This is a genomic window from Ruegeria sp. AF8, assembly GCF_056541825.1.
In genome coordinates this window covers 265,140-276,979 of sequence record NZ_JBQFYW010000001.1, presented here as the reverse complement: position 1 = coordinate 276,979, position 11,840 = coordinate 265,140, and the positions used below count along the sequence as shown (strand labels likewise).

The 11,840-nt window shown below is 62.1% G+C and carries 12 protein-coding genes; 3 read left to right on the top strand and 9 right to left on the bottom strand.

The annotated features are described in order from the left end of the window. Positions 1-4: 4 nt before the first annotated feature. The 3 genes from ACR0AO_RS01290 to ACR0AO_RS01280 all read right to left on the bottom strand — a co-directional run bounded on the left by ACR0AO_RS01290 (position 5) and on the right by ACR0AO_RS01280 (position 3,519). Positions 5-1,729 carry a peptidoglycan -binding protein gene (locus ACR0AO_RS01290; protein WP_480598945.1) on the bottom strand — a complete coding sequence of 575 codons (1,725 nt, stop codon included), beginning with the start codon at positions 1,727-1,729 and terminating at the stop codon, positions 5-7. 3 nt (positions 1,730-1,732) lie between these two features. After that, positions 1,733-2,920: a biopolymer transporter ExbB gene (locus ACR0AO_RS01285; protein ID WP_480598943.1), complete on the bottom strand. Its 1,188-nt coding sequence runs from the start codon at positions 2,918-2,920 to the stop codon at positions 1,733-1,735. A 68-nt stretch (positions 2,921-2,988) separates the two neighbouring features. Beyond that, on the bottom strand, positions 2,989-3,519 hold the full coding sequence (locus tag ACR0AO_RS01280) for a gamma-glutamylcyclotransferase (RefSeq protein ID WP_480598941.1): 531 nt from the start codon (positions 3,517-3,519) through the stop codon (positions 2,989-2,991). 65 nt (positions 3,520-3,584) lie between these two features. Between ACR0AO_RS01280 and ACR0AO_RS01275 the strand changes: the two genes are divergently transcribed. After that, complete coding sequence (locus ACR0AO_RS01275; protein WP_480598939.1) at positions 3,585-4,586, top strand: DUF2125 domain-containing protein; 1,002 nt, start codon at positions 3,585-3,587, stop codon at positions 4,584-4,586. Between the two features lie 5 nt (positions 4,587-4,591). Here the strand turns inward: ACR0AO_RS01275 and ACR0AO_RS01270 are convergent, their stop codons facing one another. The 4 genes from ACR0AO_RS01270 to ACR0AO_RS01255 all read right to left on the bottom strand — a co-directional run bounded on the left by ACR0AO_RS01270 (position 4,592) and on the right by ACR0AO_RS01255 (position 8,932). Continuing rightward, the gene (locus ACR0AO_RS01270; RefSeq protein WP_480598937.1) at positions 4,592-5,452 is read right to left on the bottom strand and encodes an extensin-like domain-containing protein; all 861 of its coding nucleotides are present in this window, start codon (positions 5,450-5,452) and stop codon (positions 4,592-4,594) included. Beyond that, positions 5,449-6,369, bottom strand: coding sequence for a prephenate/arogenate dehydrogenase family protein (locus ACR0AO_RS01265; RefSeq protein ID WP_480598935.1), 921 nt, complete (start codon positions 6,367-6,369; stop codon positions 5,449-5,451). Before ACR0AO_RS01265 ends, ACR0AO_RS01270 begins: the two co-directional genes overlap by 4 nt. Next, positions 6,366-7,451, bottom strand: a complete 1,086-nt coding sequence (gene hisC, locus ACR0AO_RS01260) for a histidinol-phosphate transaminase (RefSeq protein ID WP_480598933.1) — start codon at positions 7,449-7,451, stop codon at positions 6,366-6,368. The genes ACR0AO_RS01265 and hisC overlap by 4 nt, the downstream gene beginning before the upstream one ends. Positions 7,452-7,516: 65 nt before the next feature. Next, positions 7,517-8,932, bottom strand: coding sequence for an aminotransferase class V-fold PLP-dependent enzyme (locus ACR0AO_RS01255; protein ID WP_480598931.1), 1,416 nt, complete (start codon positions 8,930-8,932; stop codon positions 7,517-7,519). A gap of 102 nt (positions 8,933-9,034) precedes the next feature. On the opposite strand from ACR0AO_RS01255, the gene ACR0AO_RS01250 reads away from it, so the two are divergent. Beyond that, complete coding sequence (locus tag ACR0AO_RS01250; RefSeq protein WP_480598929.1) at positions 9,035-9,496, top strand: Lrp/AsnC family transcriptional regulator; 462 nt, start codon at positions 9,035-9,037, stop codon at positions 9,494-9,496. 183 nt (positions 9,497-9,679) lie between these two features. Next, on the top strand, positions 9,680-10,195 hold the full coding sequence (locus ACR0AO_RS01245) for an acyloxyacyl hydrolase (protein ID WP_480598927.1): 516 nt from the start codon (positions 9,680-9,682) through the stop codon (positions 10,193-10,195). A 154-nt stretch (positions 10,196-10,349) separates the two neighbouring features. On the opposite strand, the gene rpsD is transcribed toward ACR0AO_RS01245, so the two are convergent. Together rpsD and ACR0AO_RS01235 are read right to left on the bottom strand one after the other, a co-directional pair. Further along, positions 10,350-10,970, bottom strand: a complete 621-nt coding sequence (gene rpsD, locus ACR0AO_RS01240) for a 30S ribosomal protein S4 (protein WP_480598925.1) — start codon at positions 10,968-10,970, stop codon at positions 10,350-10,352. A gap of 190 nt (positions 10,971-11,160) precedes the next feature. Further along, a complete protein-coding gene (locus tag ACR0AO_RS01235) occupies positions 11,161-11,742 on the bottom strand; it encodes a hypothetical protein (protein WP_480598923.1) in 582 nt (193 codons plus the stop codon). Between the last annotated feature and the right edge of the window lie 98 nt (positions 11,743-11,840).

Here is an 11,840-nt window from a genome sequence, read left to right as displayed (position 1 = left end):
CAGTTTACTTTTCGGTCAGCTTCAACTCAATCCGGCGGTTCTTGGCGCGCGCTTCGGGGCTGTCGGCGCTGTCAACCGGCTGAAACTCCCCAAACCCGTTTGCCGACAGCCGCTGAGGCGGAAGCCCCAGCGCCTCGACCATGAACCGCACCACCGACAGGGCCCGCGCCTGGCTGAGTTCCCAGTTGTCCCGGTACCGGCCGGTGCCCGACAGCGGCAGGTTGTCGGTATGGCCATCCACCCGGATCACCCAGTTCAGCTCTTCCGGAATGTCCCGCGCCACGCTGCGCAGGATATTGGCGACCTTCGCAACTTCGATCTGCCCCTCGATCGACAGATCCGCCGAAGCCGGATCAAACAGCACCTCGGACGAGAACACGAAACGGTCGCCTTCGATCCGCACGCCTTCCTGATTTCCCAGAACCTCGCGCAACCGGCCAAAGAATTCCGAGCGGTACCGCTCCAGATCCTCTGCACGCGCCACCAGCCCCTCGTTCCGCGCCTCCAACCGCTTGCGCTCTGCCTCTTCCAGCAACCGCCGCTTGCGTTCCTCGGAGGCCGCGCGCGCCAGCGCCGCGTTCAGGTCCTGCCCCAGCGTCTGCAACTGTACCTCGGCCGCCGCGTTGCGATCCTCATAATCGTCCAGGAGCGCCTGCAGCGAGCCCAGTTGATTGCGCAGCGCCGCCACCTGCTGGTTCAGCAGGGCGGTCTGGCGCTGGGCCTCCGCCGATGCCGCCTGTTCGGCGGAAAGCGCCTGATACGCCTGCGCCAGCATGGCGGCCCGTTCATTGGCCAGATTGCCCTGGATGCGGGCCGTATCCTCGGCTTCGGTCTGTGCGCTCAACGCCGCGTTCAGTCGGGCCTGCATTTCCTCGGCCGACACCGCTTCGCCCAACTCCTGCTCCAACTGCTTTTTGGCAGCCTCTACGGCGGCAAGCAGGGTCAGCGTATCCTCGGCCTCCTGCCGCTGTTTTTCCAGCGCCAGCGTCATCGCGGTCAGCTCCGCATCCGCATTCTGCAACCGCTCGCGCAACACCTGCGCCGCCGCGGCCTCGGACAGCTTGTCGGCCTCTTCCTGGCTCAGTTTCTGTTCCAGCGCCGCGATCTGTTCGGCATTCTCTTCGCCCGACCGCTCCAACTCGGCGATCAGCGCCTCCAGCGCCTCGCGTCGGGCCGCGGCCAGACGTGCCGCCTCGGTCTGTGCATCGACTTCCTGGCGGCTTTGCGCCAGTGCCAGGTTCAGAGCCTCCTGCGCCGACAGCAGATCCGCGCGCTCGGTTTCCAAAGCCTGAATGTCGCCCAGCGCCCGCTCCTGATCCGCAAGCAGTGCCGCCACCTGCGCCTCGAAGGCGGTGATTCTGGTCTGCGCCTGATCCAGCGCCGCCGTCTGACGGTCGCGCTCGGCGGTCAGCGTGCCGATCAGCGCCTGCGCCTGCGACAGATCATCCTCGGCTTCGGTCAGCGTCGCGCTCAGCGCGCCCAGCCGCGCCTGCAACCGGCTGGTCTGCCGCTCTTCCAGCCCCAGTGCCTCGGCCAGCGCCGCCACCTCATTGGACAACGCGCTCAGCTCGTCTTCCTGCCCCGAGATCGTCTCACGCAGCACGAACTGCACCACCATGAAAATGGTCAGAACAAAGGTCAGCACCATCAGCAGCCCGGTCATCGCATCCACGAAACCGGGCCAGACCGAGCCCTGGAAACGATGGCCGGTGCGGCGTGACAGGGCCATGGCTTATTCCCCGTCCGGCGCGGCGGGTTGCGCCCGCAGCGTTCCGCGCGACAGCGACAGCGCCTTGACCACCAGTTCGATATCCTTGCGCAGCTCCATCAAACTCTCCTGACGGCCCGCCGAAATCTCTTCGAGGATGCGCAGCAACTGAACATCCATCGACCGCAGGCGCATCCGGCTTTCGGCATCCAGCCCCTCGCCGTCGCTCTTTTCGCGCAGATGATCCAGCAGCGCCTCCTGCCCCAGCGCCACCCGACCCAACGCCCCGGTCACGTTCTCGGTGTCGGCCTGCCGCTGGTTCATCTCGCCGATCGCATCCACCAGCCGCCCCAGCTTGTCGGACACCGCAGCATGGCCCTCTTCGTTGGCCTGAAACATGTCCTGCAGCGTATCCATCTGCTGCGACATCGCATCGAGGATCGGGGCCATCAGCGCCAGTTCCGCACCACCCTCGTCGCCCGAGGCAAAGCCGACGCGGGTGATCGTGGACAGCCACTCCTCCAGTTCGCGATAGAACCGGTTCTGCCCATGCCCTGCAAATAGCTCCAGAAGCCCCACGATCAACGATCCGGCCAGACCCAGCAGGGACGAGCCGAACGCAACGCCCATACCGCCCAGCTGCGCCTCGAGCCCGGTCATCAGCCGGTTGAAAACGGCCAGCCCCTCTTCGCCCTCCTGCGGGTTGAGGCTGCGGATCGTGTCCACCACCGCGGGAACCGTGGTCGCAAGACCAAAGAACGTCCCCAGCAGGCCCAGATAGATCAGGACGTTGGTGATGTATCGGGTGATCTCGCGCTCTTCCTCGATGCGCTCGGCCACCGAATCGAGGATCGACCGGGTCGAGGTCGAACTGATCTGCGACCGCGCCCCGCGCGAGCGCAGCAGCGACGCCAGCGGCGCCAGCAGTTGCGGCGGCGCGGTACCATCCGTCTCGATCCCGCCCGCGAACCGCTCGATCCAGCGAACCGATCCCATCAGCTGGAAAACCTGATAGAAACAAGCCAGAACGCCGATCACAAAGACCAGCAGAATGAAGCCGTTGAGATAGGGGTTGGCCTCGAATACCGGCATAACCCTCGGCAAGGCCACGAATACGCCAAACCCTGAAAGCCCGATCACGATCAGCATCATGAGGATCTGTCGGAACGGTTGCGAGAACTGGGGTCTCGCCTCGCGTTGTGCCTGCGCCATGCGCCTTGTTCCCGGTTTCTTCTGCTCTTGGCCGAACCTAGCGAAATTCCGCCGGTGAAGCCATGGAATTATGGCATCAGATTTCGGACGCGGTCAGAAAGCCACTCCAGATCCGGATCGCGCAATCCGATTTCGGTCAGGTGCGTGGTGGTGTTGAACAGATATTCGGGGTTCGGCCCCCGCCCGCCAACGGCCCGCGCGATGATGTGCGCCTGTTCTTCCAACGGCATGCCGCCGCAATACTGCACATGATGCGGATCGATCACATAGGTCACCGCGTTCACCACGTCGCCGCAATCCAGATGCACATCCAGCATCCGCTCCAGATAGGCGGACGAGATCAGCTCCCGCTCGCGCAGTTCGTCCAGCGTGCGCTCTTCGTGGCCCGCCTCGACCGCCAGCGCCAACCCCTTGCAATGGGCGTCCTCCACCTCGTCCAGGGCCAGAACCAGACCGGGGTTTTCCTCGGTGCCGCGATGATGGATCGAACTCATGCAGAACGACCGGGCATAGCCGTGCAGCGTCGCAAGCTCGCTGCGCGCCACCGGAAAACCGGGATTCCACAACAGTGATCCGTATCCGAATACCCACATCGTCATCGCTCTGGCCCTCGCCTGTTTGCGCCTATAAACATCAAAACCAGCGCAGGAAAAAGGGCCATTTTATGATCCGGCTGGTTCGTTTCTTCATTCTCGCGGCGCTGCTTTGGTCAGGCTACTGGTTCGTTGCGGGTTACGGCCTGCGCACGGCCATCTCGGGCTGGTTCGACCAGCGCCGGCAACTGGGTTGGCAGGCGGATTTTTCCGATGTCGCGACAACCGGTTTTCCGTTCCGTCACATCACCCGCCTGGACAACCCCGCGCTGGCCGATCCGGTCACCGGCACCGCGTGGCACGCCGACCGGATCGACATCGCCAGCCCGGCGATCTGGCCCGGCCGCCAGACCCTCCGCTTCGCCAACACGCCACAGCGGTTCTCCTATCTCGACCAGACCGCGATCGTCACGGCGCAACAAATGCAGGCCGAACTGCACCTGCAACCCGGTACGGCGCTGGTTCTGGAGCGGCTGGCCCTGACCTCCGGCCCGTGGTCGATCTCGCAAGAGGGCAAGGCACTGGCCGGGGCCGCCGATCTGACCCTCGTGATGGAACAGACTAATCAGCCCGAAACCTATGCGCTTGCCGCATCCGCCAACGGTTTCTCGCCGGGCGAGGGGCTGCGGTCGCTCCTGCGCTCATCCCGGTCCCTGCCCCATGCTTTCGAGACCCTGCAACTCGACATGCTCGCCCGGTTCGACAAACCTTGGGACCGCACCGCTTTGGAAGAGCGCCGCCCGCAGCCGGTCTTTATCGATCTCGCCTTGGCGGAACTGAAATGGGGCGCGCTGCGCCTTTTCGCGACAGGAGAACTGGATATCGACGCCCAAGGCATTCCAACCGGCCAGATCGCAATCAAGGCCGAGAACTGGCAGGACATGGTGGCGATGGCCAATGCCTCGGGTGCTTTACCCGATCAGGCAGTCGGCCCGGTGAACAACGTCCTTGGCATGCTGGCGGGGCTCAGCGGCAATCCGAACGCGCTGGATGTGGAACTGGGCTTCCGCGATGGCTTTGTCACCCTGGGTCCGGTGCCATTGGGCCCGGCACCGCGCGTTTTCCTGCGCTGAGCGCTTCAGCGGCAGTACGGCCCGCTGCGATGACGCGCCGTGTCCAGATGAAAATGGTCGCGGTGATAGCCGTCCGATCCCGGCCCCAGCACCGTCCCGAAAGGTCCGCACGCATCCTTCCGTATTCTGCGCAAAAGTGTCAGCGACTGCCCCCGCTTCCACCCTTCCAGCACGGTCAGCACTTCGCCATCCATCATCTTGAAGGCCGAAATGTCGATGGCCCGCCCCCTGCCGTGTTCCGATATTTTTGCGCCCTTGCGGTTGTTCCGCGTCCGGCAGGCGTAATGCGCCGCAACCTTCAGTTCGACCACCGGCCCCCGGCGGCGGAATGTCGGTTTGACCGAACGCTCCACCCACGTGTTCAACGCCTCGGCGGTGCTGCAATCCATGATCGCGGGCTGGCTCAGCGTCACGCCCGAAACCGACTTGACCTTCACGGCATCCTTGATCCCGCAGCCATTGACCTTGTTGGGCACCTTCCCGATGTCTTCGCCCTGAATATCGATGTTCCCGCAGACCGACCCCTTGCGCAGGCGGCGCTTCTTGAAGAACGCCTGCTGTTCCACGGCCTTAGGCCGCTTATAGGGAAACAAAGAGACATCCGGCCCAAAAAACGGCAGGTCGACGGGCCGTGCGGCCACCGCCATGACCTGCGGTGATACGGGCCGCGGCACCGGGCGCATCCCGGTCATATCCGCAACGATGGCAATGGTATCCTCGGCAACGGCACTCGCCGCCTCGACCAGGGCGGCCTCTGACACGATGCGCGATTTGGGGATCAGCGAGGTCTTGGGCGGGTTGGCCATCGAAACCGGCGCGACAAGCGCCAAAGCCACGAAAGCCAGAACTCCACCCGAACGCATCATGATCTGCTCTGTCCCCTGCCGAAATCCGGGGCGTCCGTATCCTGCCCCGCGTCGATGATTCCCCGCCGAATTGCTCTTGTGCGAGTGAAATAGTCGAAAAGATGCTCGCCGTCACCTGTTCTGATCGCCCGTTGCAGCGCGAACAGCTCTTCGGTGAACCGTCCGAGGATTTCCAGCGTTGCATCCTTGTTGGTCAGAAAAACGTCGCGCCACATGGTCGGGTCCGAGGCGGCGATGCGGGTAAAGTCGCGGAAACCGGCAGCCGAATACTTGATCACCTCGCTATCGGTCACCCGGCGCAGGTCGTCCGCAACGCCGACCATCGTATAGGCGATCAGGTGCGGCGCGTGGCTGGTCACCGCCAGCACAAGGTCGTGGTGATCTGCATCCATCTCGTCCACGTTCGACCCCATGCCCTCCCACAGCGCGCGCAGTTTCGCCACCGCCTGCGGGTCGCTTCCCTCGACCGGAACCAGCAGGCACCAGCGGTTGTCGAACAGTTCGGCAAAGCCCGCCTCGGGTCCCGAATGCTCGGTTCCCGCCAGCGGGTGGGCTGGTACAAAATGCACACCAGGGGGGATGAAAGGCTGTACGGATTGTACAACATGGCGCTTGACCGAACCGACATCCGTCACCGTCGCCCCCGGCCTGAGCGCCGGCGCAATCTCCGCGGCCACCGGACCCATGGCGCCAACCGGCACACAAAGCACGACCAGATCAGCCCCTTCGACCGCCTCGCGCGCGCTGTCGCAGACCCGGTCGCACAAACCGATCCGCCGCGCGGTCTCGCGGGTTTCTTCCGAGCGGGCATAGCCCGTCACCTCGCCCGCCAGCCCGGCGCGCTTGATTGCCCAATACATCGACGACGCAATAAGCCCAAGGCCAATCAGCGCCACACGGTCGTAAACCTGACTCATGCCGCACCTCCTTTGAACGCGGAGATTGCGGTGGCGACCCTACGGCAGGCCGCCTCGTCCCCGACGGTGATCCGCAACGCCTCGGGCAGGCCATAGCCCGCCACACGGCGCACGATCAGGCCCTGACTTTGCAGATAGGCATCACATGCCTCGGCCTCGTCGCGGCTGCCAAAGCGGGCCAAGATGAAATTGGTGCAGGACGGGTCCGACGGCACCCCGACCGCAGCCAGTTCTTCGGCCAGCCAGGTCCGCCATCTGGCGTTTTCAGCCTGACAGAATTCGACATAGTCCCGATCCCGCACCGCAGCCTCCGCCGCGTCCAGCGCCGTTGAGGACAGGTTGAAAGGCTGGCGCAGACGGTTGAGGACGTCAATGATCTCCTGAGGCGCATAGCCCCAGCCGACCCGCATGCCGCCGAGGCCGTAAATCTTTGAGAACGTGCGCGTCATGATGACGTTACTGCGGCCTTCGACGATGGAAACACCACCGTCGAATCCGCCCACGAACTCGGTATAGGCCCCATCCAGAACCAGAACGACATGCTCTGGCAGACCATCCGCCAGCCGCGCCACCTCGGCCTCGGGGATCATGGTCGAGGTCGGATTGCCGGGATTGGTCAGGAACACCACACGTGTCCTGTCGGTGCAGGCAGACAGGATCGCGTCCACATCCACCCGGCGCTCACGTTCCGGCACCCGAACCGGAACCGCGCCCGCCATCCGCGCCAGAATGGGGTACATGGAAAACCCGTGTTCGGTATAGATGACCTCGTCACCCACCCCGGCATAAGCCTGCACCACGAATTGCAGCACCTCGTCGGAGCCGACGCCACAGACGATCCGCTCGGGGTCCAGCCCATGCACCTCGCCGATCGCGGCCCGCAATTCGGCGTGATCGGTGCTGGGATAGCGATGCAGGCGCGCCGCGCTGTTTTGCACCGCCTCGATCGCCTTGGGGCTGGGGCCAAACGGGTTCTCGTTCGAACTGAGCTTTATGACATCGGCCACACCTTCGACATGGGATTTGCCGCCCTGATACAGGGCAATATCCATGATGCCGGGCTGCGGAGTGATCTTGTTCATGCGGGGCGCTCCTTGATTGCGCCCCTCATACCGATGTCATGCCCCTGAGAAAAGCCGCAAAACCCTCATGCGGCCTTGAAGCGCGCCGTGGTCGGATCGGCGCTGTAGAAAGGCACATAGTCTTCGGTGCTGCGAGACAACTCGTTTACGCTATCGATGATGAACTGAACTGTATCCTCCGACATAAGGTAGGAGAAATTCAGCCGCACCCAGCCGGGTTTCTTCAGTTCCTCGCCTGCGGCCAGAGAGGCATGCAGGACCTCGGACTCGCCCTTGCCAATCCCCAAAAGGCGGTGTGCATAAGGCCCGGCGCAGGCGCAGCCGCCACGCGCCTGAATGCCGTAAATGTCGCTGAGCATTCGGGTGAACAGTTGCTGGTGCACCGGATTGCCCACCTTGTCCTGCACGAGGAAGGAAAAGATCGGCAGCCGGTGCGCTTTGTCCACCCCCAGCAGGTTGAGATGCGGATTGTCCCGCCACCCTTCCAGCGCCATGCGGTTGAACTGCGCTTCGCGCCGGGCAATCTCCTCCGTCCCGACCACATCCTTGACGACAAAGGCCAGCGCCGCGCGGATGTCGCCGATCACGTTGGGCGTTCCGGCCTCTTCCCGCGTGGCCAGATCGGTGCTGTAGTCATGCCGCCAGGGAGACACGAACGACACCGTGCCGCCGCCCGGCCAGCTGGGGCAGGCGCGTTTCACGGCGCCCTTGTTGACGATCAGAACGCCCGAGGCACCCGGCCCGCCGGGAAACTTGTGGGGCGAGACGACGATGGCATCCTTGCGCGCATCCTCCGGCCCCATATCCATCGGCAGATAGGGGCCGCCACCGGCATAGTCCCAGACGGCCAGCGCACCGTGCTTTTTCAATAGGCGCGTCACCGGATCCGGATCGGTGATGATCCCCGTCACGTTCGACGCCGCCGAAAACGATCCGACAAGCAGATCGGAACAGGCATGTTCGACCAGCGCCGCTTCAAGCGCCTCCAGATCCGGGCCGCCTTCGGGCGCTTCCGGGATTTCGACAACCTTGGCCTTGCTTTCCCGCCACGGCAGGATGTTCGAGTGATGCTCGTACGGCCCGATCATGACAACCGGCTGGTCAGCCTCCCCCAGTCCGAATAGGCTGACCAGCCGGTTTAGCCCTGCGGTGGCGCCCGACCCGGTGAAAATCACCGCGTCTTCTCCCCTTGCGCCAACGACGCGGGCGATCTCGGCGCGCGCGTCGCGGCGCAGCCGGGTGATGTAGGACCCGCAATAGGAAGCCTCGGTATGGCTGTTGGCATAGAATGGCAGCACATGCCCGGCCACGTAATCCTCGACCTGACGCAGCGCGCGGCCCGAGGCGACGTAGTCGGCGTAAACCAACGGGACATCGCCCTGAAGACCCGGGATCAGAATGTTCTCGCCGATCAAACCGTCCCCGAGGGTGTCGTTCCGAACGGCGGCTTCAATGGTTGCGCGAAACATGGAAAGGGTCATGGGAAAGGCTCCTTGATGCCCATTCAATATGATCCGCTAATGATGCAAAATCCTCACATTTTTCTGATTGAAAATTGTAAATTTTGTGTCATATGATCGAGAATGGGAGAAAAAATCGATATTTTTGACCGCCGTATTCTCATCGAACTGCAAAAGGATGCCTCCCTGTCGCAACGGGATCTGGCGGATCGCGTGGGACTGTCGCAAAACGCCTGTTGGCGGCGCCTGAAGGCATTGGGAGAAAGCGGGGTTCTTAAAGGGTCTACCGCCCGGATTGCGCGGGAAATGCTGGGGCTGAACCTTGTGGTCTTCGTCATGCTGCGCACACGGCATCATTCGGCGGAGTGGCTGCAGGCCTTTCGTCGCCACGTCCTGACCATTCCCGAGGTTGTGGATTTCCACCGCATCGGCGGCGACTATGACTATCAACTCAAGGTGGTGACGCAGGATATGACGTCATATGACAGGGTCTATCAGCGCCTGATCGAAAAAGTCGAACTGGACAGCGTCACCAGCTATTTCGCGATGGAAGCGATTGCCGAAGGGCGCCCATTGCCGCTGTGATCAGAGCAACCCCCATCAGCGGGTCAGAATGATCGTCTCCCATTTCACGTCAGAGGGCGCTGCGACCATGTGAGTCGAATACGATACACTGTGCAGGCAACAAAAATGCGGCGGCTTCCTTCTCGTTGACTTGCTGTTTGGGCCGGATGAGTCTCTACCAAATTGGAAGGAGTTCGGAAAAACATGGGCCCAATCATCAAATTCGGATCGACCACTTTGGTCGCCGCATTCTTGTCGTTCACGACTTGTTCAGCCTCGGCGGGGGAATGGGTGGTTGGCCTGGGGCCTGATGATTTCATGGACAGTGACGGCGACAACGCAATTGCCGCTCTGATCGAACTGCACTCCGATCCTTTTGTGCAAAGACGCGCTTATGACCTGTCATGGATGGGGTCGCTGATGGTGGATACCACCCACGATATCTTTGCCGGAGTTGGCGTCCATGCCGTGTTGCATTTCGGTGCAGAGCGTTTCTTTTTCGAAGGAAGCTTTGCCGTGGGTGCGTATTCTCAGGGAGGAGACTCCCCGCCTCGCAAGGAAACGGATACATTTCAATACCGAACGTCTGTGGGAGCAGGCACCCGCCTCTCTGAAAACAGCAGGATTTCTCTAACTGTCGATCACTTGTTCAATTCGGAATTCAGGAATTATGAACCCGGCAGCGAGACAGTATTGCTGCGTTATTCAAGACAATTCTGACAAGTGTCTGTACGGCAGCGTTGCGTGATTCAGATAATTCCCAAAGTGCAATAGCACTTGCTGCAATCCGAAATTCAGGCCTGAACTGTCGCTCGTAAAAAAAAATGGCCGCGCAAATGCGCAGCCATTCCGGGAAATCTGGCGAAGTGAAAAATTAGTTCTTCGCGTAGAATTCGACGACCAGGTTCGGTTCCATAACCACCGGATACGGCACATCACCCAGGCCCGGGGTGCGCACGAAAGTGGCAGTCATTTTCGAATGATCGGCATCGAGATAGTCCGGCACGTCACGTTCGGACAGCGAAACGGCCTCCAGAACGACGGCAAGCTGCTTGGAACGGTCGCGAACTTCGATCACGTCGCCTTCCTTGACGCGGTAGCTGGGAATGTTGACCCGCTTGCCGTTCACCTTGACGTGGCCGTGGTTCACGAACTGACGCGCAGCGAAGACGGTCGGCACGAACTTGGCGCGATAAACGACGGCGTCCAGACGACGCTCCAGCAGACCGACCAGATTTTCACCGGTGTCGCCTTTGACACGCTCGGCTTCGGCGTAGATGCGGCGGAACTGCTTCTCGGTCAGGTCGCCATAGTAGCCTTTCAGCTTCTGCTTGGCGCGCAGCTGCAGGCCAAAGTCCGACAGTTTGCCCTTGCGGCGCTGGCCGTGCTGGCCGGGGCCGTATTCGCGGCGGTTGACCGGGGATTTCGGACGACCCCAGATGTTTTCGCCCATCCGGCGGTCGATTTTGTACTTGGCAGACGTGCGTTTGGTCACGGCTGATCTCCTTCGTTTTGGTCGAGGCCCAGACGGGCCACTATGAAGGGCGTTGTCCTCTTGGGTTTTCCCATGACAGGCATCCCCTTGCGGGGGCCACCAACACCAATGAAGCCGCGCTTATATCCACCTTTGCAGGGGAGTCAACAGATCAGCGGCGATTTTTGACAGTCCGGAGAATTGCGCCGCCTCAACCTTGCGCCACACGTTTCCGTATCCAGATGACTTCGGCGCCTTCGACCGCCTGCGTATCGGCACGAACAGCACTGGCGAGCCTGCCGTCACCGTGTCCGATGTCGAGCGCTTCGGGCAAGGCCGGTTCATCCGCCAGACCTGACACGGTTTCCTGCATTACCCACAGCTCGGTTTCACGCGGCGGCATCACTCCCTCGAACACCAAAAGCGGATACTCGTGCACATCAAGGCGGATCACTTTGGCCGAATAGGATTTCGCACCATTGGTCACGGTGAACTGTGCCGGAAAGATGCGCCGCGCCCGAACCGCGTGCAGCACATCGAAGCTCAGACTCGGGCGCACCAGAGACGCGCTGCGTGTGGCGGCTTCAGCAGAAGTTTGACCGCACCTGCCGGATGCGGACCCGTCGTCGAGCCTGTCAATCCGGCCTGCCTGACCGCGCCATGACCACGCCACGCCCTGTCCCATCGCAGAAACCGGCGCAGCCTCCAGCCCGTCCAGTTCCGTTTGCGACCAGGAAATGACAAAAGTCCCCTGCTCTCGCCTGCTCATCCGCCCGTATACCCGATCATTCATTATTGGTACTTATTTATCCGCAGGACATTATCAGGTGGAACCAGCCAAGAAAAGGTATTTCGCGGCGCATTGTCCACTATACCTCGTGTATGTCGCGC

What these genes read in the sequence shown, in the direction of transcription:
- ACR0AO_RS01245 (WP_480598927.1), top strand. Translation starts at nt 9,680, where the DNA reads ATGGGCCCAATCATCAAATTCGGATCGACCACTTTGGTCGCCGCATTC.
- hisC (WP_480598933.1), bottom strand. Translation starts at nt 7,451, where the DNA reads ATGAACAAGATCACTCCGCAGCCCGGCATCATGGATATTGCCCTGTAT.
- ACR0AO_RS01255 (WP_480598931.1), bottom strand. Translation starts at nt 8,932, where the DNA reads ATGACCCTTTCCATGTTTCGCGCAACCATTGAAGCCGCCGTTCGGAAC.
- ACR0AO_RS01275 (WP_480598939.1), top strand. Translation starts at nt 3,585, where the DNA reads ATGATCCGGCTGGTTCGTTTCTTCATTCTCGCGGCGCTGCTTTGGTCA.
- ACR0AO_RS01290 (WP_480598945.1), bottom strand. Translation starts at nt 1,729, where the DNA reads ATGGCCCTGTCACGCCGCACCGGCCATCGTTTCCAGGGCTCGGTCTGG.
- ACR0AO_RS01280 (WP_480598941.1), bottom strand. Translation starts at nt 3,519, where the DNA reads ATGACGATGTGGGTATTCGGATACGGATCACTGTTGTGGAATCCCGGT.
- ACR0AO_RS01270 (WP_480598937.1), bottom strand. Translation starts at nt 5,452, where the DNA reads ATGATGCGTTCGGGTGGAGTTCTGGCTTTCGTGGCTTTGGCGCTTGTC.
- ACR0AO_RS01285 (WP_480598943.1), bottom strand. Translation starts at nt 2,920, where the DNA reads ATGGCGCAGGCACAACGCGAGGCGAGACCCCAGTTCTCGCAACCGTTC.
- ACR0AO_RS01235 (WP_480598923.1), bottom strand. Translation starts at nt 11,742, where the DNA reads ATGAATGATCGGGTATACGGGCGGATGAGCAGGCGAGAGCAGGGGACT.
- ACR0AO_RS01265 (WP_480598935.1), bottom strand. Translation starts at nt 6,369, where the DNA reads ATGAGTCAGGTTTACGACCGTGTGGCGCTGATTGGCCTTGGGCTTATT.
- ACR0AO_RS01250 (WP_480598929.1), top strand. Translation starts at nt 9,035, where the DNA reads ATGGGAGAAAAAATCGATATTTTTGACCGCCGTATTCTCATCGAACTG.